Below are 21,650 nucleotides of genomic sequence, written 5' to 3'. Positions count from 1 at the left end.
GGGCCTTTGCTACAGGTGCACCTTAATTGTCTCACTATAAGTAAAGTATAGCTGCATCACCTGCGCCGTACTCTTTTGCCAGGTAAGCCACGGCATATCATCCGAACGAGGATGCTTTTCTGCTCGAAACAAAGTCAGCCAATCGGGCAGAGCTTGAGCCAATTCATCGGGTTGCGCTGCGTTGAAGTAGTAGGCATGTTGCCCAGCCACTTCTCGAAACACTTGAATATCTCGCGCGACGATTGGGCAATTTGTGCTGAGCTGCTTCAATCAGCGGCAATCCAAAGCCTTAGCCATAGCTGGCGGTATAACCTTTTCGACGTATTCGTCGCTGATGCCTTCAAGCCAGAAAGGGTGATTATTCAACTCGGGGTGAGCGCGCAGTTTTTCGACAGTTTGGGGGATATCGCTGCACATGGCGTCAGGTAAGCCCTTCCAGCCCTCTTTTCCGAAAATGACCAGATTTGCATCTAACCCTTGGGCCCATAGTGCAGTGAAAGCATCGATGGTTTGTAAATAGCCTTTGCGTGGCTCGATAGTTCCAACCACATTGACGCACAGCAACTAAATGATCTGTCATCTTTATGCCACTTTGATCAGTTCGGACATGCAACGTGCTGCATGGGCCCAAGTCCAATGTTGTGCAGCGTCCTGCGCTCCACGCTCGCCAATCGCGCGCGCCTGATCCTGGTTTTCGTAGACCCAGCGCAAGAGGGTGCGAAGGTGCTCGTACGAAGGCTGAGCCCAATGGAAACCCTCGTAATATGGGCACTTCGCGATCGCCGGGATCAGTCCATCTATTTGCAGAGGTAAGGAATTCTCTTCAGTCATAAAGTCAGTTTGTGAACTCCAGTTCGTAGCGATGACCGGGAGACCGCAGGCCATGGCCTCCAAAATCGGCATACCCCAACCTTCGCCGCGCGTAGGGAGTACAAAACAGTCAGCCGAGCGGTACAACACTCCCAACTCGTATTGCTGAAGGATCTGGTTTTCCGCAATCACAATACGGCCGCCATCTTTGCGCAAACCCATTTGCGCAATCTCCGCTCGGATACTCACGCCGGGATCGAAATTGTTTACTTTACACAGCAACCGCACGGGTTCTTTGATACTGAATTCGTCTGAGAAGGCGCGCAGGAGAATATCAGGGGCTTTTCGAGAGCCCCATTCGAAGACAGATAAAAAGGTGAACTCGCCCCCCGCCTTCTGGCTGCGGATCCTGGGCGAGAAATACGCAGGATCCACGCCAAGCGGAACCACATGGATCGGCACCGTCACGCCAGAATCGCGGAAAGTTCGCTCATTGAATGAGGACGGCACCCACACCTCGTCCATCAGGTTGGCCTGGCGCACCCACTCTGCAGGCAACCCATCCACTTCCAGCATGGTGAAGCCGACCTTGTATTTACCGGTATTTTTCTGGAACACGTCGCCCTGCGCGTACACCACCTGCACCGGAGACTTGCCGAACTGGCGAGCCCAGACCATATTGACCAGATACGAGTCAGAGTGCTCGGGCTCCACAACCGGAAACACCGTACCGGGCCCGTACACGTACTTGTAGCGCACCGATATGCCGATACGGTCGAACGATTCGACGAAGGCACGCGAGGAGCCAGCGTACCCGGAGGGAAAGTTGATGATGGAGTGCCAGTCAAGGGTTTGCGTGTAGCGGGTCTCGGCCAAGTGCTTCCCCCACTTGCTACGAAAGGTTTCTTGGCTGGTGAGGAAGATGTCGTTGTGACTGACCTTGTTGACCTTGGTGCTGGAATTTTCCGAGTGCTTCACACGGATATCGCCACACATCCCGATCTTCAAACCCGCCAGCGAGGTGCGCATGCAGTAGTCAGTGTCCTCGAAATAAGCGAAAAAATCTTCTGAGAGCAGGCCAACTGCTTCAATCGTCGCTCGCTTGATGTATGCGCAGGCGAAAACAACGCTTTCACATTCGTGTAGACCTGGATACTGACCGATATCCACCTCGCCGCCGGCCAGTTGCTGGCCCCACATGGTGTCTATGGGCAGATAAGCACCGCAGTGCTGCAGTGTGCCGTCATCGCGCACGATCTTCACACCCACGACCCCCAACTTTGGATCGGTGTTGGCCGTAGTGGCCAAGCGGCCCAGCCAGTCCGGCTCGATCAGCTCAACGTCGTTGTTCAGAAGAACAATGTCGGCATCCGATGCTGCTGCTCGTATGCCTATGTTAACGGCCTTCGCATAGCCAAGATTCTTTCCGTTCTCGATCAATGTCACACCGGACAGGCCTCGGACGTAATCTGGCGTGCCATCATGGCTACCGTTATCGACGACGATCACGTGCACATTCGCAGGCAGAGTTGCTAGTTGCAAGCTGGTTAGGCAGCGGCGGGTCAGCTCCAGGCCATTCCAGGTCAGGATGACGATAGCGATACTTTTAGCTGACATCATTACTCACTCTCAGGAAAATCACGGAATCGTCGTTATCGTCGTTATCGTGGTTGGAAAGTTGGGAGAGGGTGTGCATGATGCGTACCGAACGGAGTTGCTCGAAACGTCGAATCTGCGCCTGCACTATTTGCGGCGAATGCGCTGGCGCAGCCATGACGACGCCCCCACGACGGGCAACGTCGAGCAACTGTTGGTACAAGGCGGGGTAGCGCAGCAGCCATTGATTGATACGGTGACTGAGCTGCGGCCTCCGCAAAACAGCAGCCATCAGGCCTGACAGTGGACGCTCAGAGATGACGATAGTTCGACGGATGACCGCATTAGCGCCGCTGCGCACGGTGTGGGCCGGGCGCTGCACCAAGCCAGCCGCGAGCCTCAGAGGCGCGGTAATGCGCCATGACGCGCTTTGACGCAGGGCATTGCGCTCAGCTTCCAATACACAGGCTTGTTGCCGCCAGCGGTGCAAGCTACCCCCGAGTTCGTCAATTCGGGCCTGGTGTTGTTTCAACTGCGCTTCAAGGGTTCCAACGCGCTGCTCCTGTTCGCGGGTTTCGGCCACCTCGACGTGCTGCACAGTGCGCGCAGCCCCTCCTTGCAATTGTTCAACCTCAGCCTGTGCGCGTGCCAACTGAGTCGCCGTCTTAACAAGCCGGTCCTGCAGGGCTGTGGTTCGCCCCAATGCCTCGGTCATTCCACCCGCCTGGGCTTCTACATTGGCAAGCCTCTGATCTATAGCACTCATTCGCCGGTCCAGCATGCCGTCGTAGCGTACTGCAAGCTCGTAAAGCTCTATGCCATAGTGGGTTGCAAAGGGCACATCAAATTTGGCCAAAATTGCAGGGGCCGCTGCCTTCTGCGCTACCACCGAATAGTCGGGGCTGACCCCGCCAAGTACGTCCATCAAGCCGATGTCACTGCGCTCATGGAGTTCACGTTGCTCTTGCAAGCGGACGGTGTGAACACGAACGAAGCCCTGATATTCAGCCAAAAATGATAAAAGTTGAGGCGGAATGGGCCGCTGATGCGTAGGGTCGAGATAAAAACTATTGGTACCGACCACCACGTTTTCTGGATTGGGGGTTTCTAGAATGAGCAAACCGCCCGGTTTGAGCACCCGAAGGGATTGAATAATCAATTTTTCAAGATCGTCAAACGCAATATGCTCGGCAATGTGAAAACCAGACACAATGCATTGTGAATCGTCGCCCAGAGAATTTAAATAGGCAATGGCATCGCCATGTATAATCGGCAACCCACGCTCAGTGCATTCGGCGAACATCCAGTCATCGAGATCAACACCGTGGGGCTGAAAATTATTGTCTTGCAGGAGTTCAAGCCATTCTCCCCTGCCACAGCCAAGATCTAGAGCGGTAGTAGGTTGATACAGTTCAAGCAGTGGCTTTATAAAGGGTAAATACACCGTGAGGCGCCCACGTATCAATTCGCGCGATCCACGATAGCGATCTTCAAACGCGCTATAGAAGTTCTGATTCATTTATCTTCCACCAATGATTCGCCATCAGTGACACAAATCATTAAATCCTCACCAATTAGGCTAATTGGCTCATGCCATCGAACAGCCTCTTGAACCGCGGCCACCTCTAATCGGTAGATGCCTGCTTCAGCAGGCGCCTGCACTTTCACCTTATACAGACCTTCTGCACCCGGCAAAAGAGCTGGAGCAAAGAGCGTTCGATGCCCCTCCCACTGCACTACGCCTTCGTGCATATCTCTCCAATGATAGCTGAGATGATAAGGGTGTGGCGGCAGGCTTGTAATGCGCCTTCGAGATTTGTTAATCACTTTTACTGTCACATCAAAAAATTGGCCCACTCGCGCTTCTCTTGGACTATTTACAATATCAAATCTTACAGCATTTTTTTCATTATCAGTAAAAATATTCATACAAAAAACGGATGCAATGGCTTCAACATCTATTGGGCGATGAGATGCGATTGCAAAAATACTCTTTGCCTGTCGACAATCCTCAATGGTGTAGGGGCGAACCAAACTACCTCCCATATTCTGATCATCTGAGAGCCAAAGATGTATGTATGGGAAAAATCGAGAAAGCTGTTTTCTCAGATGTCGGGGATTCTGCTCATTGATATGCATTAAACGCTCGTACCAACTTCGCCTGATACGTGGCAACCAAAATCCAGCAGCAATTGCTGCCTTTTGCTCTCTAGGGTGTTGGTATTGATAATTCCACTTGTTCGGAGCAGTATGAACAACGAGACTACCTAAGGTGGGCTTTAATTTTTTGCTGACGATCTCATACATTTTATCGAGTTCATCAGGCGCCAGATGTTCAACGATATCAGCGGCGACTGCCAGATCATATTCATCAGAATAAACACCAATATCGGTAACACTCCCTCGCACAATAGTAACGCGCTTCCGAGCATCTTCATTCGTGCCGATTGTCTCTCCAATCAGTTTCTCTGCATCAACCGAATAATCAATAGCAGTGACATACGACCCATTTTTCGCAAAATATGTCGCTAATTCACCCCGTCCCGCCCCCAGATCAACAACCTTGCGAGGTACGCCGATCGCGCTTGCAGCATCTGCAACAGCCTGCAAACGACTATCTAGTTGCGCCCCGCGGCTGTCATGCCAGAGTTCATATCCACCACAGTCTTGCAAATAGTAATCAGATGTATAGGCTCCAATTAAATATTCGCTGCCTTGCCGATCGCTTGATGATGCCACGGATTGTATTTTTGAGCGAATTAAAAGATCGCCCGCGTAGCCGGGAATATTTATTGAAAATTCTACTGCAGCCCTGTTATTCCAAAGCCACTCGTTGACAGCCAAAAAATTCTGCCGAGTCCAATGGTATCCATCCACCAAAATATATTTTGATTGCATGATGGCCATATCGAGATCATGATAGGTGCCATCACCATCCTGCTGTCCATCCACATGGACAAGATCGTAGCAACCATCGGGGAGGCGCGACCACTTCTGGGTATTACTTTTAATAACGTCTACGGAGAAGCCTTCTTTTTGAAGCGCTTCTCTTGCCCAATCTACAGCGCCAATGTCTCCACCGAAAGATGGCTCATCGGCATCGACACCAATATATTCTGCTTGCGGCGAGCCACTTAGAAATGCATGGGCCGAATAGCCGTACCGCACTCCGATTTCCAAGATGGATCGGGCTTCAATTGCTTTCGATATCGCCCATTTCATGCGATAATAATCAACCCATTCATTAAAACGACTTTTTAACGGATCAGCTTCGAAAGCAAAATTGCGAAAATCGTAATCTGCATTTCTATAATAATCTAAAATCTTGTTTATCATACAATAGCAATCTTTGGTTGCAAATTACACAGCCCACCCCATCCAGCAACATCACCCATCGCAACTTCAAATATCATAAATGATTGATCGAAAAATAATGAATTCTCGAAATTTCCATCCGCATAGCCACCATTAGCCACACCAACAACCAATTCATACGTTCCTGGAGCCATCACACATACAAATGAAAAACAAATAGTCAATTTCTCATCTGGCACAACCGGCCTAGTCTGAAAGCCCAACGTATAAGTATTGGTTTCATAGACGGTTACACCCATTTTTGTTCTAATGCCAAATCCAATATGCGGATCGCTATAATTCGAATTAAATACTACTGATATAGATATTTGAATTTCATCACCAGATCGAATATAATTATTTGTGCCAGTTATTTCTGCAAAAACAGCTCCATGAGATTTGTTCGCAAGAACAATTTTGGAATCACGTCCTTCCGCTACCGGCGTTTCCTCTGATATCTCTGAAAGAAATTCAGCCGTAGAATCCATGCGCTGAACCTGGCTGGCCCGGTAATAATCCATCACGCTTGCCGCATCGCCAATCCTTACGACCCGTCCATGCTCCAACATGATTCCGCGCTGACAAAGCATTCGCACAGTATCAGGCGAATGCGAAACAAATAACAGGGTTGTGCCTTCAACCTGAAAGCTCCTGATCCGCTGCATGCATTTATGCTGGAAATAGGTATCCCCTACCGATAAGGCCTCGTCCACGATAAGCACATCGGGTCGCACCGCCGTGGCGACGCCGAAGGCAAGCCGCATCTGCATGCCGCTGGAGTACGTGCGCACAGAGCGGTCGATGTAGTCGCCAATTTCCGAAAACGCCTCGATGGCGGGCATGCAGGCGGCAATTTCATCCCCGCGCAGCCCCAACAACTGCCCGGCGATAAAGACGTTTTGCCGCCCGGTAAAGTCAGGGTGAAAACCCATGCCCAGCTCCAGCAGCGCGGCCACGCGGCCCTCGATGTGCACGCTGCCGCTGGTAGGCTGTGTGGTGCCGGTGATGATTTTGAGCAGGGTGCTTTTGCCCGCACCGTTGACGCCGATGATGCCGACGGCCTCACCGGGGTTGATGGTGAAGTTGATGTCGCTCAGCACCCAGGTTTTGTCGTGGCAGGGCTTGCCAGTCAACCATTCGCGCACACGGGCCCATTTGCCGGGGTAGCGCTTGTAGGCCTTACTGACATTAGAAACAACAAGCTTGCCCATCAGAGTTCATCCACCAGTTCGCCCACGCGCGACAGAAAGAAGCGTGCGCCCAAAATCAGAAAAAAGGCCGTGAGCACGGCAAGCGGCGCCAGGCTGGCGAAGTCGGGCAGGCGCTGGTTCAAAAAAATGCCTTGGTAGGCCACCATCAGGGGCTGCAAGGGGTTGTATTGCAATACGTTGCGCGCGGCGGCTGGCATTGAGTCAAACACATACACGATGGGCGTGAGCCAAAACCAAAACTGCACCACGATGCCCGTGAATTGGCCCACATCCCTAAAAAACACGTTGAGCGTGCCCAAAAAAATGCCCAACCCCAAGGTAAACAGCACTTGCAGGGCCAGCAGCGGCACCACGGCCAGCAGTAGCCAGCCCGGCCAGTGGCCAATCAGCGCCAAAAAGGCCAAGTACAAGCCAAACACAATGCCAAAGTTGACCAGCGCTGACACCGACACAATGGCCGGCAGGCAAATGCGCGGAAAGTTGGATTTTTTGATCAGGTTGCCGTGTTCCAGGAAAACGCTGTTCAGGCGCCCCAGCATTTCTGCAAACAGGCCCCAGGTGATGACACCGGAGCACAGGTAAATGCTGAAGGCGAACGGCGTTTGCTCATGCCCGGCAAGCTGGGGGCGCATGAGCTGGCCAAACACCACGGTGTAGATGACGATCATGGCCAGGGGGTTGGCCACAGACCAGAACGCGCCCAACAGCGATTCACGGTATTTGCCCTGAAATTCGCGCAGCACGCTGCTCCAGACAAAGCTGCGGTAGGCCCATAAGGCCTTGAGCATGGGTAAGCCAGGCATGGGGTTACGCAGCCTTTTCTATCGCGGCGTTTGCAGCGCGGCCATAGGTGTCTTCAAAGCGCACGATGTCGTCTTCGCCCAGGTAGCTGCCCGATTGCACTTCAATGATCTCCAGCGGCACTTTGCCGGGGTTGGTCAAGCGGTGCACATGGCCCAGCGGGATAAACGTGGATTCGTTCTCGCCCAGCAAAAAGACTTTTTCACCGTTGGTGACCTCGGCCGTTCCTTTCACCACAACCCAGTGCTCAGCGCGGTGATGGTGCATTTGCAGGCTCAGGCTGGCGCCGGGGTTGACCACGATGCGCTTGACCTGAAAGCGCTCGCCGCTGTCGATGCTGTCGTACCAGCCCCAGGGGCGGTGGGCTTTGCGGTGGTTGTTGGCCAGCACATGGCCTTGCTTTTTTAGCGCAGCCACCACGTGCTTGACGTCCTGGGTCTGGCGTTTGTCGGCCACCAGCACGGCATCGGGCGTTTCAACGACCACGATATTCTCCAGCCCCACCCCCGCGACCAGGCGGCTGGTGGAGAACAGCAATGAGCCGGTAGAGTTGTGAACCATGGCGTCGCCCACGGTTGCGTTCTGCTGGGCGTCTTGTTCAAGAATCTGCCACAACGCGTCCCAGGCACCCAAATCAGACCAGCCTGCCTGCAGGGGGATAACGCACGCGGGCACGCCTATCTCGGGGCGCGCAGGCAGTCGTTCCATCACAGCGTAGTCGATCGAATCCGAAGGGCATGCAGCAAAGGCGGTGGCCTCGGGGCGCACAAAATCCATATCGCGCTCGGCCTGTTGCATGGCGGCAGAACAGGCCTGCAGAATGTCGGGGCGGCATTGTTCAAGGGCTTTCAGCCAGGTGCTGGCACGCACCATGAACAGGCCACTGTTCCAGTAGTAGCTGCCCGCATCGACGTACGCCTGGGCGGTGTCGGCGTCGGGCTTTTCGGCAAAGCTGGCGATGGAATAGCCGCCTTCGTCCGTGGCGGCTCCGCGCTGGATGTACCCATAGCCTGTTTCAGGCCGGTCAGCCACGATGCCGAAGGTCACCATGGCGCCCTTGGCGGCCAGGTTGTAGGCTTTTTCTACTGCGGCATGCAATGCGGGCCGGTCAGGGATGACGTGATCGGCAGGCATGACCAACAGCACCGGGTCTGCCTGGTCCGCGCTGGCCTGCAAGGTCGCCAGGGTCAAAGCGGGCGCCGTGTTGCGGCCCACGGGCTCCAGCAGTATCCGTGCGTCATGGATGCCTACCGCGTTCAACTGGCTGGCAGCCAGAAAGCGGTGTTCGGCGTTGCACACCAAAATTGGGCTGGGGGCCTGGGGCACCTTGCCAGACAGCCCTTGCAGCCGCAGGGCGGTATCTTGCAACATGGTGTCCTGGCCCGCCAATGCCAAAAATTGCTTGGGATAGGTTTCACGCGAAAGCGGCCACATGCGGGTGCCAGACCCACCGCACAAAATCACGGGAACAAGTTGATTACTCATGTTTGTCAGATACCACTAAAGTGCGCATTTCAGCTTCATACAGAGCCAAGCGTTGGTTTAGCCTGCGAATATCGCGCTCCATTCGGGTGTTCACGATGTCTGTGTGGAGCACCTTAACCAGCAGCACGATCACGGCCATTAAAAGCAAAAAAGCGGGGGAATAGCTGATTCCCGCAATGGCAGCCAGGCGATCGATCAGCCCAGGCCAAACGCCCAAAACGGCGGCAAACAACGCAATCGCCACCCATAAAAGTCCATGCGACAAATACAGGTGGTCACGCCGGACAAGCACCAGAATGACAATGGCCAAGCCAAACCCCATCAGGGTGGTGGTCATTTGAAGTGTTGCTATCAAGTGAAATGCTTTCCAGATTTATGTTTGAAAAACGACTACTTCCAGTAATCGTTTTGGCCCCCTTGCCCAACCGGCCATTTTAGGTGCACATCCCGTGGGCTCCGTATGCGCCTGGTCAAAGCGCTTCAGTGCACTGCGCCCGTGCTGCGCAACCCCTGGATTTCGCCGTCGGACAACCCCAGCACCCCGAGTATTTGCGCGGTGTGCTGCCCCAGCACCGGCGGCTGTAGCCGCACGCCCAGGCGCTGGCCGTCCATGCGCAGCGGGAACAGCGTGGTGCGCGCCGTCTGCCCGGCGCACTCGCCGTCGGGCAGGGTGATGTCGGCCAGGCCGCCCGTGGCGTTGAGGTGCGGGTCGTCGTAGAGCTGCTCGGGCCGCACGATGGGTGCATACGGCAGGCCGTTGCGTTCGAACAGGTCAGACAGCTCGGCCGCGGTGCGCCCGGCCAGGCGGCGGCGCAGCTCCGGCAGCAGGGTGGCACGCTGGCGCACGCGGTCGTTGTTGGTGGCCAGCTGCGGGTCGGCCTTGAGGTCGGCAAAGCCCAGCGCATCGCAGAAGGTGTTCCACTGCGCATCGCTCACCGCGGCCAGAAAGATCTGCTCGCCATCCTTCACACTGAACACATCGTACAGGCCCCAGGACGAAATGCGCTCGGGCATGGGCGCGGCGGGCTGGCCGGTGACGGCGTACTGCAGCATGTGCTGGCCAACGAGGAAGACATTGTTCTCGAACAGGGCCGAATCCACCTCCTGCCCGCGCCCGGTAATGCCGCGCTGCATGAGTGCAGCCATGGCACCGATGGCGCCAAACATGCCGCCCATGATGTCGTTCACGCTGGAGCCTGCGCGCAGCGGGTCGCCCGGGCGGCCGGTCATGTAGGCCAGGCCGCCCATCATTTGCACCACCTCATCCAGCGCGGTGCGGTGCTCGTAGGGGCCTGGCAAGAAACCGGTGTGGTTGACATAGATAAGGCGCGGATTCACTGCGCTGAGTGCGACGTAGTCCAGCCCATACTTGGCGAGAGACCCGGGCTTGAAGTTCTGCAGCACCACATCGGCCGACGCGGCCAGCTTTTGCGCCACGGCCATGCCCTGCGGGTGGCGCAGGTCGATGGCAATGCTTTTCTTGTTGCGGTTGAAGAGTGGAAAAAACCCTGCCCCGGCCCCCAGCAGGTGGCGCGTGCGGTCGCCCTCGATGGGCTCGACCTTGATGACCTCGGCCCCCAGGTCACCCAGCACCATGCCGCAGGTAGGGCCCATGACCATGTGCGAGAACTCGACCACGCGCAGGCCGCTCAGCGGCAGCGCCGGGCTGGGCGTTGCTGCAGTGGCGCTGTGTGAAGCTGTCATGAAAATTCCTTCAAAAGCACCTGCCGCTCAAGCGCAGGCCGATACAGCCCGCCGTGGCGGGCACCGGGATGATGCCAGAGCAATTCGTGGCAGAGTTGCAACACTTGTATGGCTTGTGCAGCTTTCTCCCATGCATGCGCCGCTGGCATGCGTTTGGAGCTATTAAACTTGTAGCAAATACGGTTCGGCGCTATAGTGCCCCACGCGCCCCGCCACAAGGCACCGCACCGCCACCCATCCCTTCATGCGCTAGGAGAAGCCTCATGAGCTCCAAAGAAAACGTCGCCATTTTCCAATTGTTCGAGCGGCTTGAGTGCCGGTACGCCCTGCGCGTGCTGTGGGCGCTGCGCGATGGCCATCCGCAAACCTTCCGGCTGCTGCAAGACAGCGTGGGTGGCATCACACCCAACACGCTCAACACCCGCATCAAGGAGCTGCGCGAAGCCGGCCTGATCGACCATGGCAGCGATGGCTATGCCGTCACCGCTTCGGGCAGCGACCTGCTGAAGCGGCTGAGCGACGTGCAGGCATTTGCCAACCGCTGGGCGGCCAACCGCGCCAAAAAATAATTCCATTTCTAAATCACCCGTGTCGTTGTTGCTGCGCCTTGTCGTGCGACAGCACTGCCTGCGGCTTCGCGCCTAGAGACGAATGATTTGGAAACGGAATAAGGCAAACGCTCTCCCCTGCCCTGCTCACCAGGGAATTTGAAAGAAATTGGCCTCCAACGCAATACCATCAAGCGCTGGAAGCTATTATTTTTATAGCTTATAAAAGGAAATCACCATGGCATTCACCACCACTGCCTCCGGCCTGCAATACGAAGACACCACCGTGGGCGAAGGCGCCGAGGCGGCCAAGGGCCAACAGGTCACAGTGCACTACACCGGCTGGCTGTACAACGACGGCGTGCAAGGCGCCAAGTTTGACTCCAGCCGCGACCGCAACGACCCCTTCGTGTTCGGCCTGGGCGCGGGCATGGTCATCAAAGGCTGGGATGAAGGCGTGCAGGGTATGAAGATTGGTGGCCAGCGCACCCTGATCATCCCGGCAGCACTGGGCTACGGCGCACGCGGCGCGGGCGGCGTGATTCCCCCCAATGCGACGCTGAAGTTTGACGTGGAATTGCTCAAAACCGGGCGCTGAACTAAATACCCCCCTGCGGCGCTTCGCGCCTTCCCCTTCTCTCGCCTCGCTGCGCGATGCGGGAAGGGGGACACCGCCAGCGCCCGTACCGAGGATTGCTGGCGGCCCTTGCGCGGCGGTCACTGACTTCGGCCACGCCGGCTTCAAGGGCTGCGGGTACCGCACAACGGCAGGCCCATCGCCTGGGCCTGTCGCCTACATCTCTAAGCGCACCGGGGGCCGCAGTGGTGGTGGCCGGGTCAGCCAGCTCACCAGCACGGCCGACACCAGCCCTGCCGGCACACCAAACACCCCCGCTGAAATGGGCTGAATGCCAAACCACAGGCCATCGGCCAGCAACCCGTGCGGCAGGGTGGCGCGCAGGCTGGGCACGTGCGAGAGCATGTAGTACGCAGCCAACCCAAGACCACACAGCATCCCGGCCACAGCGCCCTGGCGCGTGGTGCCGCGCCAGAAGATACCCAGCACCATCACCGGCACAAACGCCGATGCCGCCAGCGAGAACGAGGCCGACACCAGCGGCAAAATGTCCGACGGCTTGAGTGCGGCCACAAACGCTGCCGCCAGCGCCACGGCCAGCAGCGTGAACTTGGTCAGTATCACGCGCTGCTCGGGCGAGGCGTTGCGCGGCTTGGCCTGAAAGTACAGGTCGCGCACCAGCGCATTGCTGATGGTGAGCAACAGGCCATCGGCGGTGGACAAGGCAGCCGCCAGCCCCCCGGCTGCCACCAGGCCCGACACCACATAAGGCAAACCGCCCAGCTCCGGCGTGGCCAGCATGATGAGGTCGGCGCCCAGGTGGATTTCGCCAAACTGCACAAGGCCATCGCCATTCATGTCTTCAATCGACAGCAGCGAGGCATCGACCCGCGCCCACTGCGCTATCCAGTTCGGCAAGGCGTCGAAATGGCTGCCCACCAGGTTGTTCATGACTTCAAACTTGACCAGAACGGCAAGGGCCGGGGCACTGAGGTACAGCAAGGCAATGAAGAACAGCGACCAGGCCACCGAGGCACGTGCCCCCGCCACCGTGGGCGAAGTGTAGTAACGCATGAGCAGATGCGGCAGCCCGGCAGTGCCCACCATCAGGCAGAACATGAGCGCCAAAAAATTGCGCCGCGAATCGGTGAATGCTATCTGCTCCTCCGGCGTGCCGTCGGGGTAGCCCGCATACGCATGGCTGTGCCGCGGCAGACCGCCCAGGGGCTGCGCACGCTCGTAGTTCTCCTGCATCAGCTTTGTCCAGCGCTCACGCGCCGCCGTGGCGTCGCGTGGCAGGGCCGCCAGTTCGCGGCTGGCGGCAACGATCAGGCCGACATCAGCATTCTTGGCGCGCAGTACGCGGATTTTTTCGCGGATGGCGATGCGTTCGTCTTCCAGTGCGGCCTCAACGTTCTCCAGGCGTGCTTCGTAATCACGCGCCCGCGCCAGGTACGCAGCCACCACCTCGTATTCGGCAGGCGATGCCAGCAGTTGGGCCTCCATATCGGCGATCTTGCTGATCTGCGTGCCATAGACCAGGGGCGCCACGGGGTTGCCCAGCTGCTTGTAGGCCAGCCACGACACTGGAATCAGAAAAGCCAGCAGCAGCACCACATACTGCGCCACTTGTGTCCAGGTAATGGCACGCATGCCCCCCAGAAAGGAGCAGAGCAGCACCCCGCCCAGGCCGAGCATGATGCCGATCTCGAACTGCACCCCGGTCAGGCGCGAAGCAATCAGGCCCACGCCGTAGATTTGCGCCACCACATAAGTGAACGAACACACCACGGCGGCCAGCGCGGCAATCACCCGGGGCCAGCGCCCGCCAAAGCGCACCTGGAAAAAATCAGGCACGGTGTACAGCCCCATGGCCCGCAGGTGGGGCGCCACCAGAATCGCCACCAGACAAAACCCGCCCGTCCAGCCCAGCAGGTAGGCCAGCCCCCCGGCGTGGCCCGGCGTGCCCGAAAAGCCCTGCAGGTACAAGGCCCCCGAGAGGCTGATGAACGAAGCCGCGCTCATCCAGTCGGCAGCGGCCGCCATGCCGTTGTACATGGGCGGAATGCGCCGCCCGGCCACGTAGTATTCCTCGGCGTCGGTGGTGCGGCCATAAACCCCTATACCGGCGTACACCATGACGGAGAGGAACAGGAAGATGGGCCCGATCCAGTGGCGCGACAGGCCCCGACTTTCGGCCCAGGTCATGAGCGCCAAAAATCCCAGAACCCCGAGCACGTAAGCACCGAGGATGCGGTGCAGCCGCCAGAGATAGGCCTTGTCGCCGTCCGCCGCGCCGTTTTCAGCCATGACGGGGTGGTGGTGGCGGAGATGCCGACGGCAGATCGGCCTGGGCCGCGTCCTGTCGCTCAAAGCGGTTCATGGCCCAGCAATAGACCACGACAATGGCCATGAACACCAGCACGGCGCCCTGTGCCGCGATCCAGAAGCCCAAAGGCCAGCCGCCCACCACGATGGTCTCCAGGTCGCGCGCAAAGTACATGGCCACAAACGACACCAGCACCCACAGCAGCAGCAACCCCCCTTTGAGCTGCAGATGCCGCACATCGTGCAGATCGGGCGGGAACGGGCCCGCCAGCTCAGCCTCGTGGGAAGGTGGTGGCGGCTGCATCATGGGGTTTGCTGCGGGCACCGTGCGCAGGGGGTCTGGCCTGGCTCAGCGCGCCAGCTGCTGCCAGGTGGCAATCACGCTGTCGGGGTTGAGCGAGATGGACGTGATGCCCTCCTTGGCCAGCCACTGGGCAAAGTCGGGGTGGTCGCTGGGGCCCTGGCCGCAAATGCCGATGTATTTGCCCTGGGCAAGGCAAGCCTTGATGGCCATGTGGATCAAGGCCTCGACAGCGGGGTCGCGTTCATCGAAGTCGCGTGCCAGCAGCTCCAGGCCCGAATCACGGTCCAGGCCCAGGGTAAGCTGGGTCAGGTCGTTCGAGCCGATGGAGAAACCGTCGAAGAAGGCGAGGAACTGCTCGGCCAGGATGGCGTTGCTCGGGATCTCGCACATCATGATGAGCTTGAGCTCGTTCTCACCGCGTTTCAAGCCATGCTGCGCCAGCAGTTGCGTGACCCGCTCGGCCTGGCCCAGCGTGCGCACAAAGGGCACCATGACCTGCACGTTGGTCAGGCCCATGTCGTTGCGCACGCGCTTCAAGGCCTCGCATTCCATGGCGAAGGCCTCGCCAAACTCCACGCTCACATAACGCGCCGCGCCGCGGAAGCCCAGCATGGGGTTCTCTTCCTCTGGCTCGTAGCGGCTGCCGCCGATAAGCTTGCGGTACTCGTTGCTCTTGAAGTCCGACAGGCGCACGATGACCGGCTTGGGCCAGAAGGCCGCGGCAATGGTGGCCACGCCCTCGGCCACTTTGTCCACATAGAAGGCACGGGGGCTGGCGTGGCCGCGCGCCACGGATTCCACGGCTTTCTTCAGGTCCGAATCGATGTTCGGATAATCAAGAATGGCCTTGGGGTGCACGCCAATGTTGTTGTTGATGATGAACTCGAGCCGCGCCAGGCCCACGCCTTCGTTGGGCAACTGGCAAAAGTCAAACGCCAACTGCGGGTTGCCCACGTTCATCATGATCTTGGTGGCAATGGACGGCATGGTGCCGCGCTGTACCTCGGTGACTTCGGTCTCCAGCAGGCCGTCGTAGATGTGGCCGGTATCGCCCTCGGCGCAGCTCACGGTGACCAGGGTGCCGTCCACCAGCTTGTCGGTGGCGTTGCCGCAGCCCACCACGGCCGGAATGCCCAGCTCGCGCGCAATGATGGCGGCGTGGCAGGTGCGCCCGCCCCGGTTGGTGACGATGGCGCTGGCGCGCTTCATCACCGGCTCCCAGTTCGGGTCGGTCATGTCGGTCACGAGCACGTCACCGGGCTGCACCTTGTCCATCTCGGAAATGTTGTGCACCAGGCGCACCGGACCGGTGCCGATTTTCTGGCCAATGGCGCGGCCTTCGGCGAGCACCGGGCCCGTGCCCTTGAGCTTGTAGCGCAGTTCGGCCTGGCCCTGGACCTGGCTCTTCACGGTTTCGGGGCGCGCCTGCAGGATGTAGAGCAGGCCGTCTTCGCCGTCCTTGCCCCATTCGATGTCCATCGGGCGGCCGTAGTGCTGCTCGATGACCAGCGCGTAGTGCGCCAGTTGCTGCACGTCGGCGTCGGTGAGCGAATAGCGGTTGCGCTGCTCGGCCGGCACGTCGGTGGTTTTGATGAGCTTGCCTTTGAGCGCGCCTTCGGCTTTTTCTTCGGGCGTGGTGAACACCATCTGGATCAGCTTGGAGCCCAGGTTGCGCCGGATCACGGCCTGCTTGCCCGCTTTGAGCATGGGCTTGTGCACATAAAACTCATCCGGGTTCACAGCGCCTTGCACCACTGTCTCGCCCAGGCCGTAGCTGCTGGTGATGAAAACCACGTCCTCAAAGCCCGATTCGGTGTCGATGGTGAACATGACCCCTGCCGCGCCCAGGTCGGAGCGCACCATGCGCTGCACGCCCGCCGACAGCGCCACCACATCGTGCGCAAAACCCTTGTGCACGCGGTAGCTGATGGCGCGGTCGTTGTAGAGGCTGGCAAACACCTCTTTCATCTTGTGCAGCACCTCTTCGATGCCATGCACATTCAAAAAGGTTTCCTGCTGGCCCGCAAACGAGGCGTCGGGCAGATCTTCGGCCGTGGCGGACGAACGCACGGCGAAACTGGCGTGGGGGTTGTCGGCAGAGAAGCGGGCAAACTCGTCCCGAATGGCCTGCTCCAGATCGGCCGGAAAAGGCTGGGCCTCGACCATGGCGCGGATCTCTGCGCCCACCTGGGCCAGCGCGCGCACATCCTCGGTATCGAGGCTGGCGAGCTTCTGGCTGATGCGATCGGCCAGGCCGTCATGCGCCAGAAACTGGCGAAACGCATGGGCCGTGGTGGCAAAACCGGTAGGCACACGCACGCCCTGCGGCAGCTGCGAGATCATCTCGCCGAGGGAGGCGTTTTTGCCGCCCACCGACTCGACGTCGGTCATTCTCAGGTTTTCAAACGGTACGACCAAGGCGGTCGCGTTGAACAATGCAGACATGGGAAAGCTCCAGAAGTTGAAACCGGGTCTGCGCCCACGCCCTGGAGGAGCAATGGGCGAGCGTCCAGGCGCGGGGCTCGGCTTTGTCGTTGTGGTTGTAGACCGACGGCGCGCATGGTGAGAATTCGGATAATGTTCACAATTGTAGGCCCGCGCTTCTGGCAAAGGGCTGACGCTTCTAAAAAGGCCCCTCATGCATTCGCGCACCGTGTTTTTTGTCTCTGACGGCACCGGCATCACCGCCGAAACCTTTGGCAACGCCATCCTGGCCCAGTTCGAATTGGTGCCGCGCCGGGTGCGCCTGCCCTTTATCGACACCGTGGACAAGGCGCACCAAGCCGTGCGCCAGATCAATCACACGGCCGAGATCGAAGGGCGCAAGAGCATTGTTTTCACCACCCTGGTGAACATGGAGGTGCTCAAAGTGATCCAGGAAGGCTGCAAGGGCAAGCTGCTGGACATGTTTGGCACCTTTGTGCACCCGCTGGAGGTGGAGCTGGGCGTCAAGTCGCACCACCGCGTGGGGCGCTTCTCGGACATCAGCCGCAGCAAGGAATACCACGACCGCATCGAAGCCATCAACTACAGCCTGGCGCACGACGACGGCCAGAGCCACAAGAACCTGGAAGATGCCGACGTGATCCTGGTCGGCGTCAGCCGCAGCGGCAAAACCCCCACCAGCCTGTACCTGGCCATGCAGCATGGGCTGAAGGCCGCCAACTACCCGCTCATCCCCGAAGACTTCGACCGCCGCCAACTCCCCCCGGCTTTGGTGCCACACCGCAAAAAAATCTTCGGCCTGACGATCAGCGCCGAGCGACTGTCCGAGATTCGCAGCGAACGCCGCCTCGGGTCGCGCTACGCCAGCCTGGAGAACTGCCGCATGGAGGTGCAGGAAGCGGAGTCCATGATGCGCCGCTCGGGCATTCGCTGGCAGTCCACCACCACCAAATCCATCGAAGAGATCGCCACCACCATCCTGCAAGAACTGCACCCCGACCGCCTCAACTACTGAATTGATAGCTGCCAGCGCCCGTATCCATTGCCTTAGCGACCATTTTTACTTAAATTTTCCAACGCCCACCGGCCAGGCCAACCTCAGCCCATCTGTGCAATCGCCTGGCGGAAACGGCGCAGCGACAGGGCAAACATCACTGCGCCAATCAGCAGCAGCGCCACGAAGGATGGCCACACCACCGCCAGGCCCGCCCCGCGAAACAAAATGGCCTGGCCCAGTTCGGTGAAATGCGTGGTGGGTGCGAGCGACATCACCGCTTGCACCCACTCGGGCATGCTCTCGCGCGGCGTCATGCCGCCCGAGAGCATTTGCAGCGGCAGCATCACCAGCATGACCAGCAGGCCGAACTGCGGCATGTTGCGTGCCAGCGTCGCCATGAAGATGCCCAGCGACGTGGTGGCAAACAGGTGCAGCACCACGCCAGCAAAGAACAGCCACAGCGAGCCCTCCACCGGCACCCGCAGCAGCCCCAGCACAACGCCGTGCAGGGACAGCAGCGTTGCCACCACCACCACCAACCCCATGGCCCACACCTTGGCCAGCATGATTTCGGTGGGCGTCACCGGCATGACCAAGAGGTGCTCGACGGTGCCATGCTCGCGCTCGCGAATCAGCGCCGCGCCGGTCAGAATGATCGAGAGCATGGTGACCTGCGAGACCAGTTCCATCAGAGAACCAAACCACACATTCGAGAGCGTGGGGTTAAAGCGCATGCGCGTCACCAGCTCTACCGGGGGAGCCTGCGTGCCCCGGTTGCGCTGCACGAACTCACCCACCTCGCCCGCCACGATCTGCTGGGCCAGGCCACTGCCTGCAAACGCCTGGCTCATGCGCGTGGCATCCACATTGAGCTGCACAGTGGGCGAGCGCCCGGCCAGCACATCGCGCTGCAGGTTCGGCGGAATGACCAGCACCAGCGTGTAATGGCCTGCATCCAGCGCCGGATCGACCTGGGCATTGGTGATGCGCACCGGCGCATTGAACGCAGGCGGGTAAAACGCACTGAAAATACGCGCCGACAGGGCCGAATCGTCCTCGTCCACGATGGCCATCGGCGTGTGGTGCAGCGTTTCAGGCATGGCCGTTCCCGCGGTGTAGATCGCCACGGTGAAGGTGTAGACAATCAGGATCAACATCATCGGGTCGCGCCACAGGCTCCATAGCTCCTTGACGCCCAGCAGGCGGATGTTGGTCAGGTGGTGCAGCAGGCGGCGCATGCTCACTTTTCCTGCTTGCGCAGCAGCAGCACCGCCACGCCCAAAATCACCACCGGCGCCACGGTCAGCGGCCAGAACGAGGCGGCCAGGTCGTGAAACCCCAGCGCCTTGTTGAACACCCCCCGGCTGATGGTGAACATGTGGCTGGCCGGATAAATCTCGCCGATCCAGCGCCCCGCACCCTCCAGCGACGACACCGGGTTGATCAGGCCGCCGAACTGGATGGCAGGCAGCATGGTGCCGATCATGGTGAAGAACATGGCCGCCAACTGGCTGCGCACCAGGGCAGACGCCAGCAAGCCCAGCCCGGTGGCGCTGATGGCAAACAGCAGCGTCGCCAGTGTGAGCGTGGCCAGGCTGCCGGTGACAGGCACGCCAAACACGGTCACGGCCAGCAGCAGCATCATGGCGAAATTGAGCATGGACAGCGCGAGATAGGGCAACTGCTTGCCCAGCAGAAACTCGGTGCGCGTGGTCGGTGTGACGTAGAGATTGATGATCGAGCCCAGCTCCTTCTCGCGCACCACGGCCAGCGCGGTCAACATGGCCGGCAGCATGAGCAGCAGGATGGGGATGACCGCTGGCACCATGGCCGGCAGGCTCTTGACGTCGGGGTTGTAACGAAACCGAGTTTCCACGTTCACGTTGCCCACGGGCGCTGCGCCGGTGCGCGCTGCAATCGTCTGCACCAGCCAGTACTGGTGCATGCCCTGCACATAGCCGGCCACGGTTTCCGCGCGCTGCGGCATGGCACCATCGATCCAGGCGGCGATCTCGGCCTGCTCGCCGCGCTCCGCATGGCGGGCAAAGCCGCTGGGGATTTCCAGCGCCAGCGAAATTTTGCCGCTGCGCAGGCGCTGGTCCATGTCGGCATCGTCCCGCAAAGGCGGCTGCTCGCTGAAGTAGCGCGAGCCCGCAAGCTGCAGCGCATAGTCGCGGCTCAGCGCGGTCTGGTCGCGGTCGAGTACGGCAAAGCGCAGGTCTTCGACATCCATGCTGATGCCGTAGCCCATCACAAACATCAGCAGCAACGAGCCCAGCAGCGCCAGCGCGCCGCGCACCGGGTCGCGCTGCAACTCCAGCGACTCGCGCCAGGCATAGCTGTAGAGGCGCCGCAGGCTGCGCCGCCAGGCGGGCTCGCGGGGCGGCGCAGCGGTGGTGGCGCGCGGGTCCTGCGCGGCTTCGGGCGCGTCCGCCGCGCCGCCGCCGGCCTGCACCAGGCAATCGATAAAGGCCTGTTCCAGCGTCTGCGCTGCGTGCGCCGCCACAATGGCCTGCGGCGTATCGCTGGCAAGCACCCGGCCCGCGTGCATGAGCGAAATACGGTCGCAGCGCGCCGCCTCGTTCATGAAATGGGTCGAGATGAAGATGGTCACCCCATCGCGGCGCGAGAGCTCGATCATGAGGCGCCAGAAGTTGTCGCGCGCGATCGGGTCGACGCCCGAGGTCGGTTCGTCGAGGATCAGCAGCTCGGGCTTGTGCACCATGGCGACGGCGAGCGAGAGGCGCTGGCGGTGGCCGAGCGGCAGTTTCTCGGGCAACAGATCCAGAGAGTCCTGCAGGCCAAAGCGCTGCGCCATCTCGGCGGCGCGGCCCGCGACTTGCGCCTCGGGCACATGGAACAGGCGCGCGTGCAGCAGCAGGTTCTGCTCCACCGTCAGTTCGCCATAGAGAGAGAAACCCTGCGACATGTAGCCCACGCGCTGGCGCGTGGCGATGTCCTTGGGGTCCACCGCATGGCCGAACAGCAGCGCACTGCCCTCGGTGGCGGGCAGCAGGCCCGTGAGCATCTTCATGGTGGTGGTCTTGCCGCAGCCGTTCGACCCCAAAAAACCAAAAATCTCGCCCCGGCGGATGCGCAGGCTGACTGCATCGACTGCGGTGAAATCGCCAAACCGCATGGTCAGGCCCTGCGCCTCGATGGCCACCTCCTGCGCCTGGGCGTCGGTCAAGGGCGGAATGTCGACCGCCCGGTGCCCGCGCCGCCGCTCCTCGGGCAGCAGGCCAATGAAGGCGGCTTCCAGATCCGCGGCGCCCGTGCGCTCCAGCAGGCCGCCGGGCGTGCCCTGCGCCAGGATGCGTCCCTCGTCCATCGCGACGAGCCAGTCAAAGCGCTGCGCCTCGTCCATGTAGGCGGTGGCCACCACCACGCTCATGCCGGGGCGCTGCTGGCGGATGCCCTCGATCAGGTCCCAGAACTGCGCGCGGGCCAGCGGATCGACGCCGGTGGTGGGCTCATCGAGAATCAGCAG

General features: G+C 59.6%; 18 protein-coding genes. 3 read left to right on the top strand and 15 right to left on the bottom strand.

Annotated elements, in window-relative coordinates; all coding sequences use genetic code 11:
- Positions 1 to 9: 9 nt before the first annotated feature.
- The 10 genes from ACYVOC_RS06780 to ACYVOC_RS06735 form a co-directional block, all read right to left on the bottom strand.
- Positions 10 to 270, bottom strand: coding sequence for a hypothetical protein (locus ACYVOC_RS06780; protein WP_461161280.1), 261 nt, complete (start codon positions 268 to 270; stop codon positions 10 to 12).
- Entirely contained in the window at positions 271 to 549 is a 279-nt protein-coding gene (locus tag ACYVOC_RS06775) for a hypothetical protein (RefSeq protein ID WP_461161279.1), read from the bottom strand.
- A 33-nt stretch (positions 550 to 582) separates the two neighbouring features.
- Positions 583 to 2,430, bottom strand: a complete 1,848-nt coding sequence (locus ACYVOC_RS06770; RefSeq protein WP_461161278.1) for a glycosyltransferase — start codon at positions 2,428 to 2,430, stop codon at positions 583 to 585.
- Positions 2,417 to 3,925: a methyltransferase domain-containing protein gene (locus tag ACYVOC_RS06765; RefSeq protein WP_461161277.1), complete on the bottom strand. Its 1,509-nt coding sequence runs from the start codon at positions 3,923 to 3,925 to the stop codon at positions 2,417 to 2,419. Before ACYVOC_RS06765 ends, ACYVOC_RS06770 begins: the two co-directional genes overlap by 14 nt.
- Entirely contained in the window at positions 3,922 to 5,742 is a 1,821-nt protein-coding gene (locus ACYVOC_RS06760; RefSeq protein WP_461161276.1) for a methyltransferase domain-containing protein, read from the bottom strand. Before ACYVOC_RS06760 ends, ACYVOC_RS06765 begins: the two co-directional genes overlap by 4 nt.
- A complete protein-coding gene (locus ACYVOC_RS06755; RefSeq protein WP_461161275.1) occupies positions 5,739 to 6,971 on the bottom strand; it encodes an ABC transporter ATP-binding protein in 1,233 nt (410 codons plus the stop codon). Before ACYVOC_RS06755 ends, ACYVOC_RS06760 begins: the two co-directional genes overlap by 4 nt.
- Positions 6,971 to 7,774 (bottom strand): ABC transporter permease, encoded by an 804-nt coding sequence (locus ACYVOC_RS06750; protein WP_461161274.1) that lies wholly within the window; start codon positions 7,772 to 7,774, stop codon positions 6,971 to 6,973. The genes ACYVOC_RS06755 and ACYVOC_RS06750 overlap by 1 nt, the downstream gene beginning before the upstream one ends.
- A 4-nt stretch (positions 7,775 to 7,778) precedes the next feature.
- On the bottom strand, positions 7,779 to 9,257 hold the full coding sequence (locus ACYVOC_RS06745) for a mannose-1-phosphate guanylyltransferase/mannose-6-phosphate isomerase (protein ID WP_461161273.1): 1,479 nt from the start codon (positions 9,255 to 9,257) through the stop codon (positions 7,779 to 7,781).
- On the bottom strand, positions 9,250 to 9,594 hold the full coding sequence (locus ACYVOC_RS06740; protein ID WP_461161272.1) for a DUF2304 domain-containing protein: 345 nt from the start codon (positions 9,592 to 9,594) through the stop codon (positions 9,250 to 9,252). Before ACYVOC_RS06740 ends, ACYVOC_RS06745 begins: the two co-directional genes overlap by 8 nt.
- A 143-nt stretch (positions 9,595 to 9,737) precedes the next feature.
- Entirely contained in the window at positions 9,738 to 10,961 is a 1,224-nt protein-coding gene (locus ACYVOC_RS06735; RefSeq protein ID WP_461161271.1) for a CaiB/BaiF CoA transferase family protein, read from the bottom strand.
- 263 nt (positions 10,962 to 11,224) lie between these two features.
- Between ACYVOC_RS06735 and ACYVOC_RS06730 the strand changes: the two genes are divergently transcribed.
- Positions 11,225 to 11,530 (top strand): winged helix-turn-helix transcriptional regulator, encoded by a 306-nt coding sequence (locus tag ACYVOC_RS06730; RefSeq protein WP_116003524.1) that lies wholly within the window; start codon positions 11,225 to 11,227, stop codon positions 11,528 to 11,530.
- 217 nt (positions 11,531 to 11,747) lie between these two features.
- Complete coding sequence (locus tag ACYVOC_RS06725) at positions 11,748 to 12,107, top strand: FKBP-type peptidyl-prolyl cis-trans isomerase (protein ID WP_461161270.1); 360 nt, start codon at positions 11,748 to 11,750, stop codon at positions 12,105 to 12,107.
- Positions 12,108 to 12,302: 195 nt separating this feature from the next.
- On the opposite strand, the gene ACYVOC_RS06720 is transcribed toward ACYVOC_RS06725, so the two are convergent.
- From ACYVOC_RS06720 to ppsA, 3 genes are read right to left on the bottom strand one after another with little or no spacing between them, the layout of a single operon-like run.
- Positions 12,303 to 14,396, bottom strand: coding sequence for a VC_2705 family sodium/solute symporter (locus ACYVOC_RS06720; RefSeq protein WP_461161269.1), 2,094 nt, complete (start codon positions 14,394 to 14,396; stop codon positions 12,303 to 12,305).
- Positions 14,389 to 14,721: a DUF4212 domain-containing protein gene (locus ACYVOC_RS06715; RefSeq protein WP_461161268.1), complete on the bottom strand. Its 333-nt coding sequence runs from the start codon at positions 14,719 to 14,721 to the stop codon at positions 14,389 to 14,391. Before ACYVOC_RS06715 ends, ACYVOC_RS06720 begins: the two co-directional genes overlap by 8 nt.
- Before the next feature lie 42 nt (positions 14,722 to 14,763).
- Positions 14,764 to 17,163: a phosphoenolpyruvate synthase gene (gene ppsA / locus ACYVOC_RS06710; protein ID WP_461161267.1), complete on the bottom strand. Its 2,400-nt coding sequence runs from the start codon at positions 17,161 to 17,163 to the stop codon at positions 14,764 to 14,766.
- A gap of 193 nt (positions 17,164 to 17,356) precedes the next feature.
- Here ppsA and ppsR point away from each other — a divergent pair, with 193 nt between their 5' ends.
- The gene (gene ppsR, locus ACYVOC_RS06705) at positions 17,357 to 18,178 is read left to right on the top strand and encodes a posphoenolpyruvate synthetase regulatory kinase/phosphorylase PpsR (RefSeq protein ID WP_461161266.1); all 822 of its coding nucleotides are present in this window, start codon (positions 17,357 to 17,359) and stop codon (positions 18,176 to 18,178) included.
- An 83-nt stretch (positions 18,179 to 18,261) separates the two neighbouring features.
- Here ppsR and ACYVOC_RS06700 read toward each other — a convergent pair whose 3' ends face one another.
- Positions 18,262 to 19,398 carry an ABC transporter permease gene (locus tag ACYVOC_RS06700; protein WP_461161265.1) on the bottom strand — a complete coding sequence of 379 codons (1,137 nt, stop codon included), beginning with the start codon at positions 19,396 to 19,398 and terminating at the stop codon, positions 18,262 to 18,264.
- A 2-nt stretch (positions 19,399 to 19,400) separates the two neighbouring features.
- Positions 19,401 to 21,650, bottom strand: a 2,250-nt coding sequence (gene rbbA, locus ACYVOC_RS06695) for a ribosome-associated ATPase/putative transporter RbbA (RefSeq protein ID WP_461161264.1), incomplete at its 5' end; no start/stop codon positions are given.

It is taken from the genome of Simplicispira piscis (genome assembly GCF_054783455.1).
The sequence above is the reverse complement of the archived record's forward strand: the minus strand, read 5'-3'. Positions and strand labels throughout refer to the sequence as shown.

Excerpts from the sequence above, each read along its gene's own strand:
- ACYVOC_RS06770 (WP_461161278.1), bottom strand. The coding sequence starts at position 2,430 with ATGATGTCAGCTAAAAGTATCGCTATCGTCATCCTGACCTGGAATGGC.
- ACYVOC_RS06735 (WP_461161271.1), bottom strand. The coding sequence starts at position 10,961 with ATGACAGCTTCACACAGCGCCACTGCAGCAACGCCCAGCCCGGCGCTG.
- ACYVOC_RS06730 (WP_116003524.1), top strand. The coding sequence starts at position 11,225 with ATGAGCTCCAAAGAAAACGTCGCCATTTTCCAATTGTTCGAGCGGCTT.
- ACYVOC_RS06755 (WP_461161275.1), bottom strand. The coding sequence starts at position 6,971 with ATGGGCAAGCTTGTTGTTTCTAATGTCAGTAAGGCCTACAAGCGCTAC.
- ACYVOC_RS06740 (WP_461161272.1), bottom strand. The coding sequence starts at position 9,594 with ATGACCACCACCCTGATGGGGTTTGGCTTGGCCATTGTCATTCTGGTG.
- ppsA (WP_461161267.1), bottom strand. The coding sequence starts at position 17,163 with ATGTCTGCATTGTTCAACGCGACCGCCTTGGTCGTACCGTTTGAAAAC.
- ACYVOC_RS06765 (WP_461161277.1), bottom strand. The coding sequence starts at position 3,925 with ATGAATCAGAACTTCTATAGCGCGTTTGAAGATCGCTATCGTGGATCG.
- ACYVOC_RS06750 (WP_461161274.1), bottom strand. The coding sequence starts at position 7,774 with ATGCCTGGCTTACCCATGCTCAAGGCCTTATGGGCCTACCGCAGCTTT.
- ACYVOC_RS06700 (WP_461161265.1), bottom strand. The coding sequence starts at position 19,398 with ATGCGCCGCCTGCTGCACCACCTGACCAACATCCGCCTGCTGGGCGTC.
- ACYVOC_RS06720 (WP_461161269.1), bottom strand. The coding sequence starts at position 14,396 with ATGGCTGAAAACGGCGCGGCGGACGGCGACAAGGCCTATCTCTGGCGG.
- ACYVOC_RS06725 (WP_461161270.1), top strand. The coding sequence starts at position 11,748 with ATGGCATTCACCACCACTGCCTCCGGCCTGCAATACGAAGACACCACC.
- ACYVOC_RS06760 (WP_461161276.1), bottom strand. The coding sequence starts at position 5,742 with ATGATAAACAAGATTTTAGATTATTATAGAAATGCAGATTACGATTTT.
- ppsR (WP_461161266.1), top strand. The coding sequence starts at position 17,357 with ATGCATTCGCGCACCGTGTTTTTTGTCTCTGACGGCACCGGCATCACC.
- ACYVOC_RS06715 (WP_461161268.1), bottom strand. The coding sequence starts at position 14,721 with ATGATGCAGCCGCCACCACCTTCCCACGAGGCTGAGCTGGCGGGCCCG.
- ACYVOC_RS06745 (WP_461161273.1), bottom strand. The coding sequence starts at position 9,257 with ATGAGTAATCAACTTGTTCCCGTGATTTTGTGCGGTGGGTCTGGCACC.